The following is a 25,142-nucleotide window of genomic DNA, read 5'->3' on the forward strand; positions in this document are numbered from 1 at the left end:
TTCGGCGGTTGTACCGCCGCGCGGCTCCCGCGCCAAGGTGTCGATCTTGCCGAAGTCGGGCCTCCGGCTCTCGATAGCTCCAGCGCGTGACCTTCTAAACGTCCGCGCGCCGAATATCTAGGCCGGCAACGGATGCACTAAAGGGTGTGCTTTGCTAGGTCTTTCGATCGGTTGACCCTGTTCGACCATCGATTCGGGAAGCGGCTATGTTCCTTTTGCAACACCGACGTCTCCCATCTGTGGGCCCGAGGCGCCGCCCGCAAGCCCTCGCGGGCATCCTGCTAGCCGCGCTCGTGGCGCTCGCCGGTCCGGTTTCGGCCGCGCCGGCGCACGGCATCGCCATGGTCGGCACGCCCGAACTCGCCCCCGACTTCGATCACCTGCCCTACGCCAACCCGGATGCGCCGAAGGGCGGCACGGTGACCTACGGCGTGCTCGGCTCGTTCGACAGCCTGAACCCGTTCATCGTCCGCGGCGAGATCGCCTACGGCCTCCTGGACCCGTTCTACGGCCCGCTCACCGGCAACAACGTCTACGAAAGCCTGATGGAGCGGAACCGCGACGAGGCGTTCAGCCTCTACGGGCTGCTCGCCTCGGGCGTCGAGATGCCCGCGGATCGCAGCTCCGTCACCTTCTACGTGCGGCCGGAGGCGCGCTTCTCCGACGGCGAGCCGGTCACCGTCGACGACGTGATCTTCTCCTACGAGCTGCTGCGCGAAAAGGGCCGGCCCAACCACCGCAGCTACTATTCCAAGGTCGATCGCGTGGAGCGCGTCGGCGACGACGGCGTGCGATTCGTCTTCCAGGACGGGGCCGACCGCGAACTGCCGCTGATTCTCGGGCTGATGCCGGTGCTGCCGAAGCATGCCATCGATCCGGAGACCTTCGAGCGCACCACCTTCGATCCGCCGGTCGGCAGCGGGCCCTACCTCGTCGACAGCGTCGATCCCGGCAAGCGCATCGTCCTCCGACGCAATCCGGACTACTGGGGCGCGAACCTCCCCATCGTGCGCGGCCGCTTCAACTTCGACCGGGTCCGCTTCGACTATTTCCGCGACCAGTCGACGCTGTTCGAGGCCTTCAAGAAGGGGCTCGTCGACGTCTACGTCGAGACCGACCCGACCCGCTGGGCGACCGGCTTCGACTTTCCGGCCATTGCCTCGGGCGACGCGGTGAAGGACAGCATCGAGACGCACACGCCCCGGGCGGCGCGCTCGTTCGCCTTCAACACCCGCCGACCGCAGTTCGCCGACAAGCGGGTACGCGAGGCGCTCGGCTACCTGTTCGACTTTCCCTGGGTCAACCAGAACCTCCTGAACGGCCAGTACGAGCGCACCACGAGCTACTTCCAGGGCTCCGAGCTCGCCGCCACCGGGCGGCCGGCGAGCGCCACCGAGCGCGCGCTGCTGGCGCCCTACCCCGATGCCGTGCGCGCCGACATCCTGGACGGCACCTGGGCGCCGCCGAAGGGCGACGGGTCGGGGCGCGACCGTGCCAACATGCGCGAGGCGCTGCGGCTCTTCCAGCAGGCGGGATACGAGATCCGCAACGGCCAGCTGGTCGATGCGGCGACCGGCGCGCCGTTCGTCTTCGAGATCCTGGTGGCGACCCGCGAGGACGAGCGCCTGGCGCTTGCCTACAAGCGGCTGGCGAAGCCGATCGGCGTCACCGTGAACGTCCGCTACGTCGACAGCGCCCAGTACCAATCGCGGCTGCAGAGCTTCGATTTCGACGTGATCCGGGCGGGCTGGCGCTCCTCGCTCTCGCCCGGCAACGAGCAGCTGTTCCGCTGGAGCTCGGCGGCCGCCAGGGCCGACGGATCGTTCAACTTCACCGGCGCCGCCGATCCCGCCATCGACGCGATGATCCAGGCGATGCTCGCCGCCACCACCCGTCCGGAGTTCGTCGACGCCGTCAGGGCGCTCGACCGGGTGCTGCTGTCGGGCTTCTACGGGCTGCCGCTCTACAACTCCGCCGACCAGTGGATCGGCCGCTGGGCGCGGATCCGGCGGCCCGAGGCCTCGAGCCTCAGCGGCGCCGAACCCGACACCTGGTGGGCGGCGCCCGGCAACTAGCCCGGTTGCCCTTTGCGGTCGGCGGGCCCACCTTTCCGCACACCCGCGACGCTGCCGTCGTCCACTGAGGCGCCGGAGCGTCCCGCTTCCCTCTTCGAACGAAAGGCGTCAGCCGTGCCGGACACCCAAGCGATCGAACCGATCACCGTCGACGTGATCTCCGATGTCATGTGCCCGTGGTGCTACATCGGCAAGCGCCGGCTGGAAGGCGCCCTTGCCGACGTCGCCGGCATCGACGTCGTGGTCAACTGGCGGCCCTTCCAGCTCGACCCGACGATCCCGCCCGAGGGCAAGGACCGCCGCGCCTACTTCAAGGAGAAGTTCGGCGACGACGAGCGGGTGAAGGCGATGCACGCCCAGCTCGTGGAGCTCGGCCGCGCCGAAGGGATCGACTTCGCCTTCGAGGCGATCGAGCGCTCGCCCAACACCATCGACGCCCACCGCGTGGTCCGCTGGGCCGGCATCGAGGGCGAGAAGATGCAGGCCGCCGTCGTCGAGCGGCTGTTCTCGATGTTCTTCGTGGAAGCCGCCGACCTGACGAAGCGCGAGACGCTGGTGGACGCCGCCACCGATGCCGGCATGGACGGCCCGGTGGTGGAGGCGCTGCTGGCCGGCGAGGCCGACCGCGAAGCCGTGCAGGACGAGATCGCCACCGCCCAGAAGATCGGCGTCACCGGCGTCCCCTGCTTCATCATCGACAACCGCTATGCGGTCCTCGGCGCCCAGGAATCGTCCGTCATCGCCGACGCGATCCGCCAGTCCTACCAGGAGCGGCTGGCCGGCGTGCGGCCGCCCGTCGAGCAGGGTCCTGGCGCCTGAGGCATTCCCTCTACGCAACTGAAAGATAACAACGAAGTCCGGGAGGAACCGTGTTCAGTCACATCATGGTCGGGTCCAACGACATCGAGCGCTCGAAGCGCTTCTACGACGCCGTGTTGGCAACGGTGGGCGCCGGCGAGGCCGCGCGCAACACCAACGCCACGGGCCAGCAGCGGCTGTTCTACCGCCACGCGGGCAACACCTTCGCCGTCAGTCAGCCGATCGACGGGGAAGCCGCCTGCTTCGCCAACGGCGGGACCATCGGCTTCAAGTGCACCTCGCCCGAGCAGGTCCAGCAGTTCCACGACACTGCCGTCGAACACGGCGGCACCTCGATCGAGGACGCGCCGGGCCCGCGCGACACCGCCATGGGCCGGTTCCACCTCGCCTACGTGCGCGATCCCGACGGCAACAAGCTCTGCGCCATCTTCCGGGAATAGACGCGCGGCTCCGGGAAGGGATGCGTACGGGTCGCCGCGGGCTGGGGGCTTTCCGCCCGCCCGGCGGGCCCTCTCCCGATGCGGTCCTACTTCTGAGATGAGACGGGCGCTGGCCAGCTGGCGAGCGCCTGGTCGGCCACGGCCGTGAGGGTCTCGGCGCTGAAGCCCGCCTTGGCCTGCACCGCCATGCCGTGCGCGACGGCCATGACGTAGGCGGCCAACGTGCCGCAGTCGGCGGTCTCGGGAAGGTCGCCGTCGGCCTTCGCCTGTTCGAAGCGCGCGCGCAGCGACGCCTCGCCCGACGCGCGCTCGTCGACCAGCGCCAGGCGGATCGGCTCGGCCGCGTCGGAACACGCCAGCGCGCCGTTGATCGCGAAACACCCCGCCCGATCCGGGTAGCGCGTGCACAGCTCGATCGCCCCGCGCAGGACGTGGGCCGCGACCGCGCGGGATGTCGGTTCCTTCAGGGCCGCCGGCACATAGTGCAGGTAGTGCTCGAAGTAGCGGTCGAGCGCGCGCCGGAACAGCGCTTCCTTGTTGCCGAACGCGGCGTAGAGGCCGGGCCGCTCGACGCCGGTCGCCTCCGTCAGGTCGGCATAGGAGGCGCCCTCGTAGCCCTTGCGCCAGAACACGGCGAGCGCCGCGTCCAGCGCCTGGTCTACGTCGAACTCGCGATGACGCCCCATCAGATCGTCCATCCGTTTTTCATAATGGCCGTTATTAAATCACTTGACGCGCCGTGTCCAGAATGGCTAACGATCGTTACAATAATGATCGTTACGGAATGAGCGCATCCGATCGGTCGGTCGTCGCCTCCGGCCGCTGACCGACAGTCAACCGCATGCTCCAGCCCTCTCGATCACCTGCCGCCCACGCGGCGGGGTTCTCCAGACGTGTCCAATCGAAAGGACCACCCATGACCAGTCGCCTCGACGGAAAAGTCGTTCTCATCACCGGCGGATCGCGCGGGCTCGGTGCCACCATGGCGGAAGCGTTCGCCGACCAGGGCGCCGATGTCGCGATCAGCTACGTGGCCTCCGCCGACAAGGCCGAAGCCGTGGTCGAAAAGCTCAGGAGCAAGGGCGTTCGCGCGCTCGCGGTCCAGAGCGACCAGGCCGATCTCACCGCCGCCGGGCCGCTGGTCGACGCGGTGGTCGCGCACTTCGGCAGGCTCGACATCCTCGTGAACAACGCCGCGATCGCCGTCCAGGGCAAGACCGTCGACGATCCCGATCTGGACACGGCCGGCCTCGATCGCCAGTGGCAGATCAACGTCCTCGGCACCGTCGCCACGACGCGGGCCGCGGCGCAGAAGCTCACCGACGGCGGCCGCATCATCTTCATCGGCTCGGGCCTCGGCACGCGCATCGCCTTCCCGGGGGTGGCCGACTACGCGGGAACGAAGGCGGCCGTGCTCGGCTACGCCAAGGGCGTCGCCCGCGATCTCGGGTCCCGCAACATCACGGTGAACGTCGTGCAGCCGGGCATCATGCCGACGGACATGGCCTCCGAGGTCGCCGACAACCTGCCCGAGGCGATGATGGACCTGCATGCGGTCCGCCGCATCGCCACGCTCGAGGAGGTGGCCGCCACGGTCTGCTTCCTGGCGGGTCCGGAAGCCGCCTACATCACCGGCGGCGTGGTCGACATCAGCGGCGGCTACCAGATCTGACGCCGTCTCCGCGCGGTGCGGGCGGGCATCCGGCTGGTGCCCGCCCTGCCCCGGCAAACCGCCCTACCGCTGGTCCGTGACCGGCGGCGGGGCCGCGCCCTCCGGAAGGTCGGTGGCGCTGTCGAGCGTGTCGGTGATCTGCTGGCCGAGCTGCTCGACGCGGTCGTCGTAGTGGTTGCGGGTGACCGGATCCACGACGGCCAGCGGCGCGGTGACGATGAGGCCCGCGGCGGCGCCCAGATTGGCGCCGGTGGCGGTCGCCAGTTCGCCCACCTTCTCGCCCAGCCCGACGTCGTAGGTGTTGAGGTCCTGGCCGGTGGCGAGCTGCGCCCCGATCAGGCGCACGGCGTCGGGGCTTTCGGCGAAGGTGTTGTGCCCGAGCCGGTCCGACGTCTTCTCGCCGGTCAGGTCGACGACCGTGAAGCCGGCCTTGCGCAGCTCTTCCTTGTAGGGCTCCGACGTCGGATCGATGGCGCCGAGGCGCACCCCGCCCCAGACCCGGCGCGACACCGCCAGCGCCTTGTCCTTGCGGGAGACGAACAGGGTGAAGTTGGGCTGCGGTTCGCCGAACGCGGCGATCTGGGTGCGGAACACGTCGACGTCGACGTCCGGCGCCGCCAGCATGACGTCGTGGATCTTCGCGTTGATGTGGCCGTTGCGGATGGCCATCTGGCGCAGCGCCTCCAGCGTCACCCAGTTGCCCATCGAATGGGAGAGGATGCTGATGGTTTCCACCTGCCGGTTGCGCGCCAGCTCCGTCAGCAGCCGCTCCAGCGCGTCGCGCGAGAAGTTGGCGCTCTCCCGGTCGTAGGTGTAGGCGAGCAGCTTGCCGCGCGATGGCCAGGTGAACAGCACCGGCACCACCGGGGCGCGGGAATCGTGGACGATCTGGGCCAGCCGGTAGACGGCGCTCTCGAAGCGGTTGTTGTAGCCGTGGATGAACACCAGCACGTGCCGCGCCTTGTTCTCCTTCAGCTCCGCGTCGACCCGCGCCATCGCCGTCTTCTCGTCGACGCGCTTCGCCGCGACGGTGACGAACTCGGTCGCCGGATCGGGCGGCAGCTTCCGCGGCCACTGGATCTCCCCCGACTTGCGCGCCGAATCCGGCGGGATCGACACGCTGATCTCGGCGAAGGCGGTGACGTCTGCGCGATCGCCGGAGAACAGGAAGCCGGGGTCGACGTCGTCGTAGACGCGGGTGGTCGCGGCCACCAGGTCGACCACGCTGGTGCCGGTGATCGGCCCGTCGAACGGGACGAGCACGCCTTCGGGTTTGCTCGCGCAGCCGGCGACGATCAGGCAGATCGTGGCGACACCCAGAAAAACCCGTCTTGCCCGCACGCGATCCACTCTCTGCCGGTTCCTTCCCCACCCATGGTGTGCCCGCCGGGGCCCGCTCTGTCCAGCGCAGGAAAGACACGATCCCGGCAGGAATGCGTGTGCCGGCCGGACGATTTCGTCCGCAGAAGCGCGCCCGCTTCCCCTCAGGCGGCGGCCTTCTGGCCCGCCTCGGCGATGCGGACGAGCTTGGCCAGCACCGTGGCGGTGCCCTTCAGGCGGTCCTCCGGGGTCGGCCAGTTGCGCTGGAGCACCAGCCGGTGGTCGGGCCGCATCTTGGCGAGGATGCTCTGCTCGCCGATGTAGGCGACCAGCCCGGCCGGGTTCGGGAACACGTTGCCCCGGAAGCCGATCACCAGCCCCTTCGGCCCGGCGTCGACCTTGTCGATGTTCGCCTTCCGGCAGAGGCCCTTGATGTAGACGATCTTCAACAGCGCCTCGACCTCGTCGCCGATCGGCCCGAAGCGGTCCACGAGTTCCGCCGCGAAGGCGTCGATGTCCTCGGCCTCGGTCAGGTCGGCGAGGCGCCGGTAGAGCGACAGCCGCAGCGACAGGTCCGGCACGTAGCTTTCCGGGATCATCACCGGCGTGCCGACGGCGATCTGCGGCGACCACTGCTGGTCGTCGGTCTCGTCCTCGCCGCTCTTCAGGCTGGCCACCGCCTCCTCCAGCATCTGCTGGTAGAGCTCGTAGCCGACTTCCTTGATGTGGCCGGACTGCTCCTCGCCGAGCAGGTTGCCGGCGCCCCGGATGTCCAGGTCGTGGCTGGCGAGCTGGAAGCCCGCGCCCAGCGTGTCCAGCGACTGCAGCACCTTCAGCCGGCGCTCGGCCGAGGGCGTCAGCGTCTTGTTGGCCGGCACCGTGAACAGCGCGTAGGCGCGCTGCTTGGAGCGGCCGACGCGGCCGCGCAGCTGGTAGAGCTGCGACAGGCCGAACATGTCGGCCCGATGCACGATCAGCGTGTTGGCGGACGGGATGTCGAGGCCGGATTCGACGATCGTGGTGGAGAGCAGCACGTCGTACTTGCCCTCGTAGAAGGCCGTCATGATGTCTTCCAGCTCGCCCGCCGGGATCTGGCCGTGGGCGACGGCGACCTTCACCTCCGGCACCGTCTCGTCCAGGAAGGCCTTGCGCTCGGCGAGGTCGGAGACGCGCGGGCAGACGTAGAAGGCCTGGCCGCCGCGGTAGAGCTCGCGCAGCAGCGTCTCGCGGATCACCAGCGGGTCGAACGGCGAGACGAAGGTGCGCACCGCCAGCCGGTCGACGGGCGGCGTGGCGATGAGCGACAGCTCGCGCACGCCGGTCAACGCCAGCTGCAGGGTGCGCGGGATCGGCGTCGCCGACAGCGTCAGCACGTGGACCTCGGCCTTGATCTCCTTCAGCCGTTCCTTGTGCTTCACGCCGAAGTGCTGCTCCTCGTCGACGATCAGCAGCGCCAGGTCGCGGAACTCGATCCCCTTGCCCAGCACCGCATGGGTGCCCACCACGATGTCGATGGAGCCGTCGGCAAGCCCCGCCTTCACCTGGGCCATCTCCTTGGCGGTCACCAGCCGGGAGGCCTGGGCGATGCGCACCGGCAGCCCGTGGAAGCGCTCGGTGAAGGTCTTGTAGTGCTGGCGCGACAGCAGCGTCGTCGGCACCACCACCGCCACCTGACGGCCGGTCATGGCGGCGACGAAGGCCGCGCGCAGCGCCACCTCGGTCTTGCCGAAGCCGACGTCGCCGCAGACCAGCCGGTCCATCGGCCGGCCGGTGGCCAGGTCCTCGAAGATGGCGTCGATGGCGCCGAGCTGGTCTTCGGTCTCCTCGTAGGGGAAACGCGAGGCGAACTCGTCGTAAGCCCCCGACGGCGGCTCGATGACGGCGGCGTGGCGCATGGCGCGCGCCGCGGCGATCTTGATCAGCTGGCCCGCCATGTCGCGGATCCGCTGCTTCATGCGGGCCTTGCGGGCCTGCCAGGCGCCGCCGCCGAGCCGGTCGAGCTGCGCCTCGGCCTCGTCGGAGCCGTAGCGCGACAGGAGCTCGATGTTCTCCACCGGCAGGAACAGCTTGTCGCCATTGTGGTAGGCGAGTTCCAGACAGTCGTGGGGCGCGCCGGCGGCCTGGATCGTCTTCAGGCCGATGAAGCGGCCGATGCCGTGGTCGGCGTGGACGACCAGATCGCCCTCGGCCAGGCTCGACGCCTCGGTCAGCACGTCGGCGTTGGAGCGCTTGCGGCGCTTGCCGCGGATCAGCCGGTCGCCCAGCACGTCCTGCTCGGCGATGACGGCGAGGCTGTCAGTCTCGAAGCCGGTCTCGATCCCAAGCGCCGCCAGCGCGACGGTGCCGTCGGGCAGGCCGAGCGCCTCGTTCCAGTCGGCGACCGGCGTCACCTTGCCGAGCCCGTGGTCGACCAGGACCTGCAGCAGCCGGTCGCGCGAGCCGAGGCTCCAGGCGGCGATGACGACGCGCTTCTTCGCCTTGCGCAGGCTGCCGACGTGCTTCACCAGCGCGTCGAAGACGTTGACGTTCTCCGCCGCTCGCTCCGCCGCGAACGTCCGGCCGACGCGGCCGGCGGCGTCGGTGACGGGGCCGGTCTCCTGGGTCGCCGGCACCATGAACGGCGTGAAGCGCACCTGCCCGGGCGCCGCCATGTCGGCCTTCAGCTCGTCCTCGCCCAGATAGAGCGTGCGCGGCTCGATCGGATGGTAGGGCACGCCCCCCTGCCCGGCGCCGATGCCGGCGCGCCGCGCCTCGTAGTGGTCGGCGACCTCGCTCAGCCGGTTGCGGATGGACTCGTCGGCCAGGTGGTCGAGCACGGTGACCGCGTCGGGCGTGTAGGCGAACAGCGTGTCGAGATGGTCGTGGAACAGCGGCAGCCAGTGCTCGATGCCCGGATGGCGGCGGCCCTCGCTCACCGAGGTGTAGAGCAGATCGTCGCGGGACGGCGCGCCGAAGCTCTCGCGGTAGGCGGTGCGGAAACGGGTGACCACGTCGGGCCCGATGACCACCTCGCTCATCGGCACCAGGTCGAGGCGCGGCTGCTGGCCGGTGGTGCGCTGGGTCTCCGGGTCGAACGGCCGGATCGATTCCAGCGTGTCGCCGAAGAAGTCGAGGCGCACGGGCGACTCCGAGCCCGGCGCGTAGAGGTCGACGATGCCGCCGCGCACCGCGTACTCGCCGGCCTCGCGGACCGTCGGTGTGCGCAGGAAGCCGTTGGCGTCGAGCCAGCGCACGACGCTCTCCATGGCGATCTGGCCGCCCGCGGCCGCCGACCAGACGTCGCTCTCGATCCAGGTCCGCGCCGGCAACCGCTGCACCACGGCGTTGGCGGTGGTCAGCACCACCTTCGGCCAGTCGGTGGCATCGGCGGAGACGAGGCGCGCCAGCGCCGCCATGCGCCGCGCCTGGACGGACGGGTTCGGCGACACCCGGTCGTAGGGCATGCAGTCCCAGGCGGGGAATTCCAGCACCGTGACGTCGGGCGCGAAGAAGGCGAGCGAGTCCTGCACCGCCTGCAGGCGCTGGCCGTCGCGCGCCACGAACAGCACCGACGGCGCGGTCCCGCCGGCGCGCGCGATGTCGCCCAGCACGAGGCCTTCCAGCCCGTCCGGCACGTCGGCGACGGTCACGGTGGTGCCGGGATCCGGTCGGACGGCGGCGAGGGATGCGGATGCGGCGCGCATGGCGGTCGTCACGGCTCGGTTCATGAAGGTGTGTGGAAGGCGATGATCTTGCGCAGGAGGCCGTCGTCCCAGTTGGCGGGCACGTCGGCCTGGCCGGCGATCCAGGCGTAGAGATCGGGGTCCGGCACCTCCATCAGCGCCTCGAAGGCGCCGACCTCGTCGTCGGACAGCTCGCCGATGGTGGCGTCGGCGAAGCGGCCGAGCAGCAGGTCCATCTCCCGGGTGCCTCGATGCCAGGCATGGAACAGGAGCTTCTTGCGGCGGACGTCGAGCCCGTCGGAGGAGCGTACGGTGCCGCTCATGGCCGGCCTCCCGCGCGGGTCGTGACGGGGGCGAGGAAGGGCGGCCGGATCGCGGCTGCGTCGATGATCATGCGCGGACAGGCTCCGTCGAGAATGGATCGCCGCAAAGGCCGGCGACGGGACGCGGGATCGGTGTCTTTCCTGCGCTTACGTGGTACTTGCGCAAGCGGATGCGAGTGACCGCATCATGAGCGCCCCGTGGCGCGCCGGCCGAGACCGCCGCGCGAAACCCCGTGAATGCCCGATGCGACCTGCCGAACTCAATCCCTTTTTTCGCGCGCTGACGGACCTGGGCGGCGTCGGGCCGAAGTCGGTCAGGCATTATGCCCGCCTGCTCGGCCGCGGCGGCGACGATCCGCGCGTCGGCGACCTCCTGTTCCACCTGCCGGTCGACGTGCTCGACCGCCGGGCGCGGCCGGAGATTGCCACCGCCCCCCACGGCGCCATCGCCACGCTGACGGTCCGCATCGACCGCCACGAGGCGCCGAAGCGCCGCGGCGCCCCCTACAAGGTCTACGCCCACGACGAGACCGGCGAACTGGCGCTCGTCTACTTCCACGCCCAGCCCGACTGGCTGCGCCGGCTCCTGCCGGAGGGTGAGATCCGCCTCGTCTCCGGCAAGGTCGAATGGTACAGCGGCCGTCCCCAGATGGTCCATCCGGACCACGCGGTGGCGCTCGAGGACGAAGACAAGCTTCCCACCATCGAGCCGATCTACCCGCTCACCGAGGGGCTGACGGCGCGCGTCCTCGCCAAGACCGTCGCCGGCGCGCTGGAGACGGTCCCCGACCTGCCGGAGTGGCAGGACCGGCACTGGCTCGCCAGGGGCGGCTACCCGTCCTTCCACGCGGCGCTGACCCGCCTGCACCACCCGACCGACATCGCCGACCTGTCGCCCGCCGCCCCTGCCCGGCTGCGACTCGCCTACGACGAGCTCCTCTCCGGTCAGCTCGCCCTGGCGCTCATCCGCCGCCGCATCCGCCGCCAGCAGGGCGTGTCGCGGACGTGGGACGCCGAGCGCGTCGCCGCCGTCCGCGGCGCGCTGCCGTTCGACCTGACGAATGCCCAGAGCGAAGCGCTGACGGAAATCGCCGCCGACATGAAGGCACCGCACCGGATGCTGCGCCTGCTGCAGGGCGACGTCGGCTCCGGCAAGACCGCCGTGGCCGTCGTCGCCATCGCCATGGCGGTGACCAGCGGCTCCCAGGCCGCCCTGATGGCGCCCACCGCGCTCCTCGCCCGCCAGCATTTCGAAGCGCTCGCGCCGCTGTTCGCCACCTTCGGCATCAGCTGCCGGCTCCTCGTCGGCGGCGTCCCGGCCGGCGAACGCAACCAGATCCGCGCCGGCCTCGACGCCGGCACCGTCGACGTGGTGATCGGCACCCACGCCATGTTCCAGGAGGACGTGACGTTCCGCGACCTCGGCCTGGTCATCGTCGACGAGCAGCACCGGTTCGGCGTCCACCAGCGGCTGGCGCTGTCGGAGAAAGGCCCGTCGAGCGACGTGCTGGTGATGACCGCGACACCGATCCCGCGCACCCTGGTGCTGACGGTGTTCGGCGACATGGACGTCTCCCGGCTCACCGAGAAGCCGCCCGGCCGCACCCCCATCGACACCCGCACCGTGCCGCTCGGCCGCCTCGACGACGTGGTCGACCGGCTGGAGGCGGCGCTGGCGCGCGGCGAGAAGGCCTACTGGATCTGCCCGCTGGTGGAGGATTCCGACGTGGTGGAGCTCGCCGCAGTGACCGAGCGCCACCGCGCGCTGCAGGCCCGCCTCGGCGACCGCGTCGGGCTCGTCCACGGCAAGATCAAGGGCTCCGAGCGCGACGAGGTGATGGGCCGCTTCCGCAACGGCGACCTCAAGGTGCTGGTCTCCACCACCGTGGTCGAAGTCGGCGTCGACGTGCCGGACGCGACCATAATGGTCATCGAGCACGCCGAGCGGTTCGGCCTCGCCCAGCTCCACCAGCTGCGCGGCCGCGTGGGCCGCGGCGCCCGCCGCTCCGTCTGCCTGCTGCTCTACAAGGAGCCGCTCGGCGAGACGGCGAAGGGCCGCCTCTCGGTCATGCGCGACAGCGAGGACGGCTTCGTCATCGCCGAGGAGGACCTGCGCCTGCGCGGCGAAGGCGAGCTTCTGGGCACCCGCCAGAGCGGCCTGCCCGGCTTCCGGCTGGCGGTCCCCGAGCTGCACGGCGACCTGATCGCCGCCGCCCACGACGACGCCCGGATGATCATCGAGACCGACCCGGATCTCGTCACCGAGCGCGGCCGGGCGCTCCGGATCCTGCTCTACCTGTTCGAGCGCGACGAGGCGGTGCGGCTGCTGCGCGCCGGCTGATCGGCGTCGACCGCCGCCGCGGCATCCTTTTCGGCCTGCGTCAGCTCCAGCGGCTGGACGCCGCCGTCGAAGTCCGGGGCGATCAGGCCCGCGGAGATGATGAGCTTCGCCGCATCCTCGATGCTCATGTCGAGGATCTTGACGTCCTGCCGCGGCAGATAGAGCAGGAACCCGGAGGTCGGGTTCGGCGTGGTCGGCAGGAAGACGGAGATGAAGTCGTCCTCGGAGAGCCGGTGCGCCACCTCGCCCTTGGCGTCGGTCGAGATGAACACGATCGACCAGATGCCCCGGCGCGGATACTCGATCAGGCCCGCCTGCTGGAACGACCTGCCGCGCTCCGAGAGCACCGTCTCGAAGATCTGCTTCAGCGCCTTGTAGAGGTTACGGACGAGCGGCATCCGGTTGAGCATCTGCTCGCCGAACGACAAGAGCGTCCGCCCGAAGATGTTCGCCGTCAGGAACCCGAGCAGCGTCAGGCCGACGAGCGCGACGATCAGGCCGATGCCCGGCAGCGGGAAGCTCAGATAGGTGTCCGGGTTGTAGCGGTGCGGGATGAAGGGCTTCACCCACGCATCGACCCAGCGCACGAACGACCAGGTGATGAGGAAGGTGATCGTCAGCGGCGCCGCGAACACGACACCGGTGAGGAAATAGTTCCGCAAGCGCGCCCAGACCGAGTTGCGTGGCTTCGGGAGCTGGTCCGTTTCAGGACCCCGCGGGTCTCTTTTCATCGATCGTCACGTCTCCACAAAAGCCGCACGCGGTCTGTCGGGCTGAGCCGGCCGCTCGGTCGCAACCGCTCGGGGCCGCATCCTGTTCCGAACGATCGCCAAGATCGCCGCTCCGGCCGGGACAGCACCTGTCTAAGATAGGAGATGCAAGACGAACGCCAGCAGGATTTCTTGCCGTCGATCCTGAAATCGTGCGGGCGGCCGGGAGTGCCTATTCGACGGTGACCGATTTCGCCAGGTTGCGCGGCTGGTCCACGTCGGTGCCGTTGAACACCGCCGCGTGGTAGGCGAGCAGCTGCATCGGCACGGCATAGACGATCGGCGCGATGAGGTCGGGCACCGTCGGCATGACGAGCGTCTCGGCGGCGTTGTGGCCGGCCTCCTCGGCGCCGCGCTCGTCGGTCACCAGGATGATCCGTCCGCCGCGTGCCGCCACCTCCTGGATGTTCGAGGCGGTCTTCTCGAACACTCGGTCGTACGGCGCCACGATGATCACCGGCATCTCTTCGTCGATGAGCGCGATGGGCCCGTGCTTCAGCTCGCCCGCCGCGTAGCCCTCGGCGTGGATGTAGGAGATCTCCTTCAGCTTCAGCGCCCCTTCCAGGGCCAGCGGATAGCTGGTGCCGCGCGCCAGGTAGAGCGCGTTGGAGGCGTGCGCCAGGTCGCGCGCGATGCCCTCGATCACCGGCTCCAGCCGCAGCGCCTCGGCCACGTAGCCCGGCGCCTCGGCGAGCGCCCGCACGTGGGCGCGGATCTGCTCCTCGGAGAGATGGCCGCGCGCCTGGCCGGCGTGCAGCGCCAGCGCGGCGAGCACCGCGAGCTGGCAGGTGAACGCCTTGGTCGAGGCCACGCCGATTTCCGGCCCCGCCAGGATCGGCATCACGTTGTTGGATTCGCGCGCGATCGTGGAGGTGGTGACGTTGACGATGCTCGCGATCGTCTGCCCCGCCGCCTTGCAGTAGCGCAGCGACGCGAGCGTGTCGGCCGTCTCGCCCGACTGGGAAATGAACACGGCGGGATTGTTCGCCGTCACCGGGACCTCCCGGTAGCGGAACTCCGAGGCGACGTCGATGTCGACCGGCAGCCGCGCCAGCTGCTCGAACCAGTAGCGGCCGACGAGACCCGCGTAGAACGCCGTGCCGCATGCCGTCAGCGTCACCCGCTCGGCGCCGGCGAAGTCGATCCCGGCGGCCTCGGCCACGTGCACCCGCTCCCCGGCCAGATCGAGATAGTGGCCGAATGTGTGGCCGAGCACGGCCGGCTGCTCGTGGATCTCCTTGGCCATGAAGTGGCGGTAGTTGCCCTTCTCGGCGAGCGAGATGCTGGCCGGCATCAGCACGGCCGGCCGGTCCACGGCGTTACCGGCCTCGTCGAAGATCTGAATGTCCGAGCGGCTGATGAGGGCCCAGTCGCCCTCCTCCAGATAGATGATCTTGTTGGCGAACGGCGCGAGCGCGACCGCGTCGGAGCCTAGGAACGTGCCCTCGGCGCCAAGCCCGATGGCGAGCGGGCTCCCGACGCGCACCGCGCCCATCAGGTCGGTCTCGCCGTCGATCAGGATGCCCAGCGCGTAGGCCCCCTGCAGGCGGGCCAGCGTGGAGCCGAGGGCGTCCTTCGGCGACAGGCCCTCTTCCAGGGCGATGTTGATCAGGTGGGCGACCACCTCGATGTCGGTCTCGCTTTCGAACGTCCCGCCCTTCGCGGTGACCTCGTCCTTGAGCGCCCGGTAGTTCTCGATGATGCCGTTGTGGACCACGGCGACCCGGCCGGCGATGTGCGGGTGGGCGTTGCTCTCGGTCGGCGCCCCATGGGTCGCCCAGCGCGTGTGGCCGATGCCGGTGATGCCGGCGAGCGGGTGCGCGTCCAGCGCCGCCTCGAGGTTGCGCAGCTTGCCGGCCGCCCGGCAGCGCGACAGGTGCCCGGCTCCGTCGAGGGTGGCGATGCCGGCGGAATCGTAACCCCGGTACTCCAGCCGCTTCAGGGCGTCCAGAAGCAGCGGGGCCGCAGGTTCACTGCCGAGAACGCCAACGATTCCACACACGTGTGAGACCCCTTTTCAACCCGATTCGGATGCAGCTCTTGTCCGCCGGGTTCTACCCGGTCGGTGGCCGCGTGCGTGAATCAATCCAGGTTTCGAAGTGTGACCGCGCCCGACCGGCTCACCCGGCCTTCGGCTTGTCGCTCCGCGCGGGCAGCGGCGAGCGATCCGGCTTCACCACCTGGCGCGCCCGGGCGATCACCAGCGCGCGGTCGGGCACGTCGTCGGTGACGACGCTGCCGGTGCCCACATAGGCGCCCTCGCCGATGCGGATCGGCGCCACCAGCGCCGAGTTGGATCCGACGAATGCCCCCTCGCCGATCTCGGTGCGGAATTTCTGGGTGCCGTCGTAGTTGCAGGTGATCGTTCCGGCGCCGAGATTGGCGCGCGCGCCGATCGTCGTGTCGCCCACATAGGCGAGATGGTTCACCTTGGCGCCCGGTCCGAGCTCGGTGTTCTTCATCTCCACGAAGTTGCCGATCTTGCCGCCTTCGTGGACATGCGTTCCGTCGCGCAGGCGGGAGAACGGCCCGACCAGCGCGCCGCCCTCCAGGCGCGCGCCCTCCAGGTAGCTGAACGCCCGCACCACCGCGCCGGCGGCGACCGACACGCCCCGGCGGAAGACCACGTAGGGCTCGATCACCGCGTCGGGCTCGATCTCGGTGTCGGCGGCGAACATCACCGTGTCGGGGGCGTGCATGGTGACGCCGGAGGCAAGCACGCGCGCCCGCGCCCGGCGCTGGAAGGCCGCCTCGGCGGCGGCGAGCTGGGCGCGGTCGTTGACGCCCATCAGTTCCTCCTCGCCGGTCACCTCGACCGAAACGGCTAGCCCCTCGGCGTTGGCGATCTCGATGGCGTCGGTCAGGTAGTACTCGCCCTTGGCGTTGGCGTTGCCGATCCGCTCCAGCAGCGGCAGCAGCCGGTCGGCGCGCACCGCCAGCATGCCGGAGTTGCAGAGCGTGATGCGGCGCTCGGCCTCGCTCGCCTCGGCGTGCTCGCGGATGGCGACGAGGCGGTCGCCGTCGAGGATCAGGCGTCCGTAGCCCGTCGGGTCGGCGGCCTCGAAGCCGAGGACCACGAGGTCGGAACCGGCCGCGAGCCCGGCGCGCAGCCGGCCGATCGTCTCCGGCGTCACCAGCGGCACGTCGCCGTAGAGGATCACGATATCGTGTAGGTCGTCGGACACCGCAGGCGCGGCGGACTGCACCGCGTGGGCGGTGCCGAGCCGCTCGGTCTGTTCGAACACCTCCGCCGCCGCGTCGAGCCGGCCGACGGCATCGCGCACCGTGTCGGCGCCGTGCCCGACGACGACCGCGCGGCGCGCCACGCCGGCCGCGCCGGCCGCATGCAGCACATGGCCGATCATCGGCCGGTGGGCGATTTCGTGGAGGACTTTCGGCGTCTGGGAGCGCATCCGCGTCCCCTCGCCGGCCGCCAGGATGATCGCCAGGCAGGAGCGGTCGGTCATCAAGTCCCTCGAATTGCGGTTATCTCGGCAGTCGGCGGAGAACCTGTCCACGCCGCCCGCATCCGTCAAGTCCGTGACGCGTGTCACGCTCCGGGCCGCCGGGTCGTCTTGCTCTGGCCGCCATCCTCCACCAGAGTGGCGCCGAACTGGGGCCTCAGGCACCGATCGAGCGCCCGCCACGTCCGAAGCATGAGATTTCAGAGGTCTGACATGAACGCTCTCCGGGTTTCCGGCACCGCTGCGCTGGTTTCCGTGCTCGTCGCCCTGGCGCAGCCGTCGTTCGCCATCGAGCCGACGGGCAACGACGTGGCCGACGCCTTCCTCACCGCGATCGAGCCCAACGACGGCGGCACGGTCAGCTACGGCTCCGTGGACGCCTCCGGCTCCACCGTTACCATCACCGACATCAAGGTCGGCTACACGGGCGATTCGGGAAGCGGCACCGCCCTCCTCGGCAAGACCGCGATCGCCAACGGCAAGGTCGCCGACGGCGTGCTGACCGCCGATTCGCTGTCCATCCAGGACGTGACGATGGACGAGGTCGACAGCCAGTCGAAGCTCTCCGTCGACAGCATCGTCGTCAACGAGCCGGAGATCCCGGTGGAGAAGGCCGCCACCGCCAACGGCGAGCCCACCTCCAGCCTCTCCGACTACAAGGACGCCGAGCTCAACAACCTCGTCTTCACCGACGAGAACGGCTCCGAGCTGCCGGTTGAGCGCGCCCACCTCGCCGTCACCAAGCGCATCGACGGCGACCCGCGCGGCGGCACCATCACCCTCGAGCACGCCGTCATGGCCACCTCGACCATCGAGGACGAGGAGACCCGCAAGCGGCTGACCGACCTCGGCTACGCCGAGATCGTCGTCGACCTCGTCGCCGAGGGCGACTGGAATTCCGACGACGGCACGGCGACGCTCACCCAGCTGGAAATCTCGGCCGAGGACATGGGCACCGTGGCCATGTCGGGCAAGTTCCTGGGCCTGACGCCGGACGTGGTGGCGGCGCTGCAGCAGGACGACAACGACTTCTCCAAGCTCATGCAGACCATGCAGGGCGTCAGCGTCGCCAACCTGAAGATCCGCTACGACGACTCCTCGCTCGCCGACCGGGCGCTCACGCTCTCGGCCAAGGACCAGGACGTCACCAAGCCGGAGCTCATCGACACCCTCAACATGCAGGTGTCGCAGATGCTGGCGATGCTGGAGAACAAGCCGTTCGAGGAGAAGGTCTCCGCGGCGGTGAAGATGTTCCTGAACGATCCGAAGTCGCTGGAGATCACCGCGGCGCCGGCCGCCCCCGTGCCGTTCGCCCAGCTCGTCGGCACGGTGATGATGGCGCCGCAGACCCTGCCGAACGTTCTGTCGGTCGAGGTGGCGGCGAACGAGCCCGGCACCGACGCTCCGGCGAGCGGCGACGCCCCCGCCAAGCAGTAGGGCGCCCTCGCCCCGACGCGCTCGCGACGCCCGCCGCCGGTCCCCCGGCCGGCGGGCGTTTTCGTTTCAGGACCCCCTTTTCCCATCCGACCGGAGGCAATGCCCATGCGCCCGGGACCCCGCAATCACCTGCTCGACGTCGCCGGCCTCTCCGTCGGTCACGCCGAGGATCCCCACGTCAAGACCGGGGTCACCGTGGTCGTGCCGGACGAACCGGCCGCGGCCTCGGTGGCGGTGCTGGGCGGCGCGCCCGGCACCCGCGAGACCGACCTCCTGGCGCCGGAGCAGATGATCCCGGCGGTCGACGCCATCGTGCTGTCGGGAGGCTCGGCGTTCGGGCTCGCGAGCGCCGACGGCGCGCTGTCGGCGCTCGCCGCCATGGGACGCGGCGCGGAGGTGGCCGGGTTCCGCGTCCCCATCGCGCCGGCGGCGATCGTCTTCGATCTCGCCAACGGCGGCGACAAGGCGTGGGGGGACGTGCCGCCGTTCCGCGAACTGGGGCTGGCCGCCGTGCGCGCCGCCTCGTCCGACGACGTGCGCATCGGCACCGTCGGGCTCGGCACCGGCTGCACCACGGCTGATCTCAAGGGCGGCCTTGGCTCGGCCTCCACCGTCCTGCCGAGCGGCCACACCATCGCGGCGATCGTCGGGGTCAACGCGGTCGGCACCGCCACCATCGCCGGCGGGGAGCACTTCTGGGCGGCTCCGTTCGAGCTCGACGGCGAGTTCGGCGGTCGCGGCATGCCGCATCCGCTGCCCGCCGACGCGAGCCGGCTGGTCACCAAGCTCGACGCCCTGAAGGCTGGCGCCAACACCACCATCGCCGTGGTGGCGACCGACGCGATCCTCTCCAAGGCGCAGCTCAAGCGGCTGGCGATCGCCGCCCACGACGGCTTTTCCCGCGCGCTGTGGCCGGCCCACACGCCCTATGACGGCGATACCATCTTCACGATGTCGACCGGCAAGCGGCCCATCGCCGATGCGCTGTTCGAGCCCATCGAGCTCGGGGCGGCCGCGGCGGCGACGCTGGCCCGCGCCATCGCGCGCGGCGTCCATGCGGCCCAGGCGGCCGACCGCGACGTGCTGCCGACCTGGGCGAGCCGGTTCGGCGGCTGAGGGGCGCGGCCTCGAACGGCCTGCCTACTCCGCCGCCTCCAGGATCCGGTGCCGGGTGACGCCGGCCTCGGGTCCGCCGCGCGCGCCGCTGTCGAGCTGGGCGATGAGCGTCTCGCGTTTCTTGTCGGCGACCGCGAAGTTCGCCTGCTTGACCGGCCCGTAGCCGCGGATCAGGTCCGGGATCCGGGCGATCTCGACGAGCAGCCCGTAGTTCGCCTCGCCGAGCCGCGCGAGGATCATCTCCACGTCGGCCCGATAGCGCTTCACGAGGTCGCGCTCGGCGCGGCGCTCGCTGGTGTAGCCGAACGGGTCGAGGACGGTGCCGCGCAGGCCCTTCAGCCCGGCCAGCACGCCGAACGCCTTGAACACCCACGGCCCGAAGGCGCGCTTCTTCGGGCGCCCGGTCGCCGGGTCGGTGCCGGTGAGCATCGGCGGCGCCAGCATCACCGTCAGGCGCTTGTGGTCGTGGAAGGTGTCCTTCAGGCGGGCCCGGAAGGCCGGCTCGGAATAGAGCCGCGCCACCTCGTACTCGTCCTTGTAGGCCATCACCTTGTAGAGGTTTTCCGCCACGCTGCGGGTGAGCCGCATGCTCCCCTGGCCCTTCTCCGCGTCGGCGGCCTGGACGCGTCCGACGAGGTCGCGGAAGCGGCGGGCGTAGCCGCGGCCCTGGTAGGCGACGAGCTCGTCGGAGAGAAGCGCGATCCGCTCGTCCAGCGTCTCTTCCTCCGGGTGCTCCTCCTTCGGCAGCGCGGCCGCCAGCGCCGACGGATCGGCGGCGGCGACCCGTCCCACGGCGAACGCCTTGAGGTTCTTCTCCACGGCGGCGCCGTTCATCCGGATCGCCGTCTCGATTGCCTCGTAGCTGAGCGGGATCTCGCCGCGCTGCCAGGCGGCGCCGGCCAGCATGATGTTGGTGAACAGCGCATCGCCCATCAGCCGTTCCGCCAGATCCGCCGCGTCGATGGCGGTGAAGGCGCGACTGCCCTCCGCAAGCGTCTTCTTGAGGCGCGCCTCCTCGTAGGAGAGCGTCTGCTTCATGACGAACTCCGCCGTCGGCGCCACATGGGTGTTGGCGACCGTGGAGGTGCGGCCGAAGTCGGCGAGCCCCAGCACGTCGGCGCTGCAGGCGACCAGCATGTCGGCCGCGAGCAGTACGTCGACGCTGGCGGTCGGGATCCGCGCGCCCTCGATGTCCCGCCCCTTCGGCGCGAAGCGCACGTGCGAGGTCACCGGCCCGTTCTTCTGGGCAAGCCCGGTCACGTCGAGGGTGGTCACGTTCAGCCCGTCGATGTGGCCGGCCATGGCGAGCACGGCACCGACGGTGGTGACGCCCATGCCGCCGATGCCGGCGATCAGCAGGTTGCGGGTGGCGGTCGGCACGTCGGGGCGCGGCGCCGTCAGCTTGGCAACCATCGCGTCGATGTCGATGTGCGCGTCCTCGGCGGTGACCAGCTCGGCCCCCTCCACCCAGACGAAGGACGGGCAGAAGCCCTTCACGCAGGAGAAGTCCTTGTTGCAGCTCGACTGGTTGATGCGGCGCTTCTCGCCGAACTCGGTGTCGAGCGGCTCCACCGCGATGCAGTTCGACTGCACCGAGCAGTCGCCGCAGCCCTCGCAGACGCGCGGGTTGATGAACAGCCGCTTGTCCGGGTCCTCGTAGCCGCCCTTCTTGCGGCGGCGGCGCTTCTCCGCCGCGCAGGTCTGGTCGAAGATGATCGCCGAGACGCCCGGATAGGCGGCGAGCTCGTTCTGCACGTTCATCAGCTCGCCGCGGTCGTGCACCGGCGTGTTCGGCGCCAGCCCCTTGTCGCCCTCGTAGAGGTGCGGGCGCTCCGACAGCACGACGATCTTCTCGACCCCCTCGGCCGCGAGCTGGCGGGATATCAGCGCAGGGGACAGCGGTCCGTCGAACTCCTGACCGCCGGTCATCGCGACCGCGTCGTTGAACAGGATCTTGTAGGTGATTGGAACATTTGACGAAACTGCCTGGCGGATCGCCAGGATGCCGGAGTGGAAGTAGGTGCCGTCGCCGAGGTTGACGAACATGTGCCGGTCCTTGGAGAACGGCTCCTGGCCGACCCACAGCACGCCCTCGCCGCCCATGGCGATCTGGCCGTCCGTGGTGCGCCCGTTGATCTCCGTCATCGCGTGGCAGCCGATGCCCGGCTGGGCGCGGGCGCCTTCCGGCACCATGGTCGACGAGGAATGCGGGCAGCCGGCGCAGAAATAGGCGCTGCGCTGGGCCTTCTCGGCGTGGCCGCCGGCCCAGGCGGAGCGCATCACCAGCCGTTCGGCCACCTCGCGGATGGCGCCGTCCTCCTGCACCTCCGGCACGAACGCCAGGATGGATTCGATGATCTCCTGCATCTGCAGTTCCAGGAGATCGGACAGGAACGGCGCGCCGTCCGGCGTCTTCTTGCCCCAGATGCGCGGCCGCTGGTGCTCGGGCCAGCCGTAGAGCAGGTCCTTGATCTGCGGCTCCATGAAGGCGCGCTTGTGCTCCACCACCATCAGCCGGTCGAGGCCGCGGGCGAACGCCGCGACGCGGGTCGGCTCCAGCGGCCACGGCATCGCGACCTTGAAGATCGCCAGCCCGATGCGGCGCGCCACCTGCTCGTCGATGCCCATCAGCTCGAACGCCTGGCGCAGGTCGCGGTAGGCCTTGCCGGTGGTGACGATGCCGTAGCGCGGCCGGTGCGAGCCGAAGGCCACCCGGTCGAGGCCGTTCGCCCGGACATAGGCCTGGGCGGCCGGGATCTTGTGCTCGCGCAGCACCCGTTCCGTCTCCAGCCGGTTCTTGAGCAGGAGCACGCGGTTCACGTCGGCCTCGCGGCGCGGATCGTGCTCGTCGGGGATGACGATCGCCAGCCGCTCCGGGTCGACGTTGACGAGGCCGGAGGAATCCATCGTGTCGGCCAGGCACAGGATGCCGGTCCACAGCCCCGAGAATCGCGACATCGCGAGGCCGTGCAGCCCGTAGTCGAGCACGTCCTGCAGGTCGGAGGGGTTCAGCCCGGGCATCTCGAAATTCAGGAGCGAGAACTCGCTCTGGGCGGGCAGGATCGACGACTTGGCCAGGTGGTCGTCGCCGCACAGCGCCAGGCAGCCGCCGAGCGGCGCGGTGCCGCTGGCGTTCGCCTGCTTCAGCGCGTCGCTGGCCCGGTCGACGCCGGGCGCCTTGCCGTACCAGATGCCGAACACGCCCTCGTGGGTGGAGCCCTGCCCGTGCAGCCCGACCTTCTGGGTTCCCCAGACGGCCGTGGCGCCGAGTTCCTCGTTCACGCCCGGCTTGAAGACGATGTCGTGCTCGTCGAGAAGCTTCTTCTCGCGGCCGAGCTGCTGGTCGAGCCCGCCGAGCGGCGAGCCGCGATATCCGGAGTAGAAGCCGCCGGTCTTGTGACCGTGCGCCCGGTCGGCGCGGATCTGGTCGAGGCCGATCCGCAGCAGCGCCTGGATCCCCGTCAGGTAGACGGTTCCACGCTCCAACCTGTACTTGTCCTGCAGCGTAATGCTGGTCGGATGTGCGGTCATGATGCCTCCCGGCGCCTTTGACGGAACAACGCGCCGATCAGCCTTTGGTTGCTTCGGCGCCTTGGGCGGGAGGGCGATCCCGCTGGCAGGCGATGAAGCGCGGCAGACCGCACGCGGACGGGAGACGGACTCCCCACTTGCGGAGAGTTTGTTCTCTTGAGCGGGAATATCTCTGCTATCGTGACACCAAAGGGCGGCTCAGTAGGAAGAACCATCCGGAATGAAGGCCAGCAGCGGAAGAACCCACCTGGACCCGGCGGACATCCGCGTACTGCGGATTCTGCAGCGCGACGCGTCCCTCTCGATCGCCGAGATCGCCCGTCAGGCGGGCATGAGCCAGACGCCCTGCTGGCGCCGCATCAAGAAGCTGAAGGACAGCGGCGTCGTGCGCCAGATCGCGGCGCTGGTCGACCGCGAGAAGGTCGGGCTGACGTTCGCCTCCTACTCGTTCGTGAAGCTCTCTATCCCGAGCCGCGACAACATGGAGGAGTTCGACCGGCTGGTGAACCGCTGGCCGGAGGTGGTGATCTGCGAGCGCATCACCGGCGCGGTTGACTACCTGCTGAAGATCGTCGCCGACGACATCAAGGACTACGACGACTTCCTGCGCCTCAAGCTGCTCAACAACGATCTCGTCTCCGACGTGCAGTCGCGCATCGTCATCGCCACCGTGAAGGACACCCCCGCCCTGCCGATCCGCGAGGATTGAGGAGGGTCTTTGCCCTCACGCCGAGTCCGCAAAGCCCTCCAGATCCTGTCCGGAATGCACCCATCAGCGCGCGACCGCGCGCCGGCCGGTCAGGCCGCCCTCCCGGCCGGTGAGCGGAGCGAACTCGGCGCGAGGGGAAAAACTACCCGAACCGCTTCGGCGAATACGGACTCGGATCCACCAGTGGCCGGGTCCAGGTCATCAGCTCGGCGAGCAGCCGGCCGGACGCCGGGCCCTGGGTGAAGCCCAGGTGGCCGTGGCCGATATTGAACCACAGCCCGTCGTGCTCCGGCGCCTGGCCGATCGCTGGCAGCGAATCCGGGAAGCACGGCCGCGACCCCATCCACGGCGTCGCCTCCACCGGCTCGCCGAGCGGAAACAGGTGGCGCGCGATGGGCTCGGCCTTGGCGAGCTGCACCGGGCTCGGCGGGGCGTCGCGGTCGGCGAATTCGATGCCGGTGGTCAGGCGGATGCCGTCGATCATCGGCGTGATGGCGAAGCCGTTGTCCATGTCGACCACCGGGCGACCCAGGCTGGCGTTGCCGCGCGGCCGGTAGTGCCGGTGGTAGCCGCGCTTGGGCATCAGCGGCAGCGCGTAGCCGAGCGGCCGGACGATGTCGCCCGCCCATGGCCCCATCGCCACCACCACCTGCGCGGCGTGCACGGTCCCGCCGTCGGTGATCACCTCGTAGCCCCTGGGTAGCGGCTTGATGGCGCGCGCCTCCTGCAGCAGGAACCGCCCGCCGCCGGCGAGGAAATGCGCCGCGTAGGCCTTGGTCACCCGGCCGGGGCTGGAGACGCTCTCGGTCTCCGGCCAAAGCACCGCCCGGTGGAACTCCGCCGTCAGGTGCGGCTCGATCTCGGCGGTTTCCTCCGCCGTCAGGATGTCGAACGGCAGGCCGAGCTGCTTGGCGCGCGTCAGGTGCGCGGCCTGGGCGGCGGCGAAGCTCTCGCCGGTGCGGTAGAAGCGCAGCCAGCCGGTCTTGCGGAAATAGCTCTCCGCGCCGGCGGCGCGGGCGAGCGCATGGTGCTCGGCGGCGGCCTCCCGGCTGAGCGCGTTGGAGGCGGCGGTATAGTGGTCGACCCGTTCGGGGGTGGAATTTGCCCGCAGGGCGGCCAGCCAGCCGGCGAACTTCGGCAGGTCGCGGGCGCGGTAGTGCGCCGCCACGCTGCGGTTGAGGGCGAACGGCAGCAGCTTGTCGAAGCCGCGCGGGAACATCACCGGCACCAGGCCCTCGCGCTCCACCACCCCGGCGTTGCCGTAGGAGGTTTCCTCGCCGGGCTCGCGCCGGTCGACGAGCAGCACGTCCCGGCCGCGCATCATCAGGTGCAGCGCCGTCGAAACGCCGACGATGCCGGCCCCGAGCACGACGATGTCCGCCCGCTCCGTCATGCGTGTCCTCCCGGATCGGTCCCCCCGCCCCGTGCAATCGGGGCTTGCGCCGATAGTGCGCAACTCGCCC

General features: G+C 70.1%; 17 protein-coding genes. 8 read left to right on the top strand and 9 right to left on the bottom strand.

Features of this window, described 5'->3' with window-relative positions:
- The first annotated feature begins 206 nt into the window (after nucleotides 1–206).
- The 3 genes from AB7M35_RS02305 to AB7M35_RS02315 all read left to right on the top strand — a co-directional run bounded on the left by AB7M35_RS02305 (nucleotide 207) and on the right by AB7M35_RS02315 (nucleotide 3,334).
- Nucleotides 207–2,075 carry an extracellular solute-binding protein gene (locus AB7M35_RS02305; RefSeq protein WP_453956922.1) on the top strand — a complete coding sequence of 623 codons (1,869 nt, stop codon included), beginning with the start codon at nucleotides 207–209 and terminating at the stop codon, nucleotides 2,073–2,075.
- Nucleotides 2,076–2,189: 114 nt separating this feature from the next.
- Entirely contained in the window at nucleotides 2,190–2,894 is a 705-nt protein-coding gene (locus AB7M35_RS02310) for a DsbA family oxidoreductase (protein ID WP_453956924.1), read from the top strand.
- A gap of 50 nt (nucleotides 2,895–2,944) precedes the next feature.
- Entirely contained in the window at nucleotides 2,945–3,334 is a 390-nt protein-coding gene (locus tag AB7M35_RS02315; RefSeq protein ID WP_453956926.1) for a VOC family protein, read from the top strand.
- An 86-nt stretch (nucleotides 3,335–3,420) separates the two neighbouring features.
- Here AB7M35_RS02315 and AB7M35_RS02320 read toward each other — a convergent pair whose 3' ends face one another.
- Nucleotides 3,421–4,020, bottom strand: a complete 600-nt coding sequence (locus AB7M35_RS02320; protein WP_453960565.1) for a TetR/AcrR family transcriptional regulator — start codon at nucleotides 4,018–4,020, stop codon at nucleotides 3,421–3,423.
- Nucleotides 4,021–4,250: 230 nt separating this feature from the next.
- Here AB7M35_RS02320 and AB7M35_RS02325 point away from each other — a divergent pair, with 230 nt between their 5' ends.
- Nucleotides 4,251–5,006 carry an SDR family NAD(P)-dependent oxidoreductase gene (locus tag AB7M35_RS02325; RefSeq protein ID WP_453956928.1) on the top strand — a complete coding sequence of 252 codons (756 nt, stop codon included), beginning with the start codon at nucleotides 4,251–4,253 and terminating at the stop codon, nucleotides 5,004–5,006.
- Between the two features lie 63 nt (nucleotides 5,007–5,069).
- Here AB7M35_RS02325 and AB7M35_RS02330 read toward each other — a convergent pair whose 3' ends face one another.
- The 3 genes from AB7M35_RS02330 to AB7M35_RS02340 all read right to left on the bottom strand — a co-directional run bounded on the left by AB7M35_RS02330 (nucleotide 5,070) and on the right by AB7M35_RS02340 (nucleotide 10,311).
- Nucleotides 5,070–6,347: an alpha/beta hydrolase gene (locus AB7M35_RS02330; protein WP_453956930.1), complete on the bottom strand. Its 1,278-nt coding sequence runs from the start codon at nucleotides 6,345–6,347 to the stop codon at nucleotides 5,070–5,072.
- A 143-nt stretch (nucleotides 6,348–6,490) separates the two neighbouring features.
- Nucleotides 6,491–10,009, bottom strand: coding sequence for a transcription-repair coupling factor (gene mfd / locus AB7M35_RS02335; RefSeq protein WP_453960567.1), 3,519 nt, complete (start codon nucleotides 10,007–10,009; stop codon nucleotides 6,491–6,493).
- Between the two features lie 20 nt (nucleotides 10,010–10,029).
- Nucleotides 10,030–10,311, bottom strand: coding sequence for an FAD assembly factor SdhE (locus AB7M35_RS02340; protein ID WP_453956931.1), 282 nt, complete (start codon nucleotides 10,309–10,311; stop codon nucleotides 10,030–10,032).
- A gap of 244 nt (nucleotides 10,312–10,555) precedes the next feature.
- Here AB7M35_RS02340 and recG point away from each other — a divergent pair, with 244 nt between their 5' ends.
- Nucleotides 10,556–12,652: an ATP-dependent DNA helicase RecG gene (recG, locus tag AB7M35_RS02345; protein WP_453956934.1), complete on the top strand. Its 2,097-nt coding sequence runs from the start codon at nucleotides 10,556–10,558 to the stop codon at nucleotides 12,650–12,652.
- On the opposite strand, the gene AB7M35_RS02350 is transcribed toward recG, so the two are convergent.
- The 3 genes from AB7M35_RS02350 to glmU all read right to left on the bottom strand — a co-directional run bounded on the left by AB7M35_RS02350 (nucleotide 12,604) and on the right by glmU (nucleotide 16,889).
- A complete protein-coding gene (locus tag AB7M35_RS02350) occupies nucleotides 12,604–13,383 on the bottom strand; it encodes a DUF502 domain-containing protein (RefSeq protein ID WP_453956936.1) in 780 nt (259 codons plus the stop codon). The genes recG and AB7M35_RS02350 overlap by 49 nt on opposite strands.
- Nucleotides 13,384–13,594: 211 nt before the next feature.
- A complete protein-coding gene (gene glmS, locus AB7M35_RS02355; protein WP_453956938.1) occupies nucleotides 13,595–15,424 on the bottom strand; it encodes a glutamine--fructose-6-phosphate transaminase (isomerizing) in 1,830 nt (609 codons plus the stop codon).
- A 118-nt stretch (nucleotides 15,425–15,542) separates the two neighbouring features.
- Complete coding sequence (gene glmU / locus AB7M35_RS02360; protein ID WP_453956940.1) at nucleotides 15,543–16,889, bottom strand: bifunctional UDP-N-acetylglucosamine diphosphorylase/glucosamine-1-phosphate N-acetyltransferase GlmU; 1,347 nt, start codon at nucleotides 16,887–16,889, stop codon at nucleotides 15,543–15,545.
- 210 nt (nucleotides 16,890–17,099) lie between these two features.
- Here glmU and AB7M35_RS02365 point away from each other — a divergent pair, with 210 nt between their 5' ends.
- Together AB7M35_RS02365 and AB7M35_RS02370 are read left to right on the top strand one after the other, a co-directional pair.
- The gene (locus AB7M35_RS02365; RefSeq protein WP_453956942.1) at nucleotides 17,100–18,323 is read left to right on the top strand and encodes a hypothetical protein; all 1,224 of its coding nucleotides are present in this window, start codon (nucleotides 17,100–17,102) and stop codon (nucleotides 18,321–18,323) included.
- Nucleotides 18,324–18,428: 105 nt separating this feature from the next.
- Nucleotides 18,429–19,439 carry a P1 family peptidase gene (locus AB7M35_RS02370; RefSeq protein WP_453956944.1) on the top strand — a complete coding sequence of 337 codons (1,011 nt, stop codon included), beginning with the start codon at nucleotides 18,429–18,431 and terminating at the stop codon, nucleotides 19,437–19,439.
- A gap of 24 nt (nucleotides 19,440–19,463) precedes the next feature.
- Here the strand turns inward: AB7M35_RS02370 and AB7M35_RS02375 are convergent, their stop codons facing one another.
- Entirely contained in the window at nucleotides 19,464–22,970 is a 3,507-nt protein-coding gene (locus tag AB7M35_RS02375) for an indolepyruvate ferredoxin oxidoreductase family protein (protein WP_453956946.1), read from the bottom strand.
- Nucleotides 22,971–23,190: 220 nt separating this feature from the next.
- On the opposite strand from AB7M35_RS02375, the gene AB7M35_RS02380 reads away from it, so the two are divergent.
- Complete coding sequence (locus AB7M35_RS02380; RefSeq protein WP_453956948.1) at nucleotides 23,191–23,679, top strand: Lrp/AsnC family transcriptional regulator; 489 nt, start codon at nucleotides 23,191–23,193, stop codon at nucleotides 23,677–23,679.
- A gap of 142 nt (nucleotides 23,680–23,821) precedes the next feature.
- On the opposite strand, the gene AB7M35_RS02385 is transcribed toward AB7M35_RS02380, so the two are convergent.
- The gene (locus AB7M35_RS02385; RefSeq protein WP_453956950.1) at nucleotides 23,822–25,072 is read right to left on the bottom strand and encodes an NAD(P)/FAD-dependent oxidoreductase; all 1,251 of its coding nucleotides are present in this window, start codon (nucleotides 25,070–25,072) and stop codon (nucleotides 23,822–23,824) included.
- Nucleotides 25,073–25,142: the final 70 nt, after the last annotated feature.

The sequence above is a fragment of the Amorphus suaedae genome, from assembly GCF_053629675.1.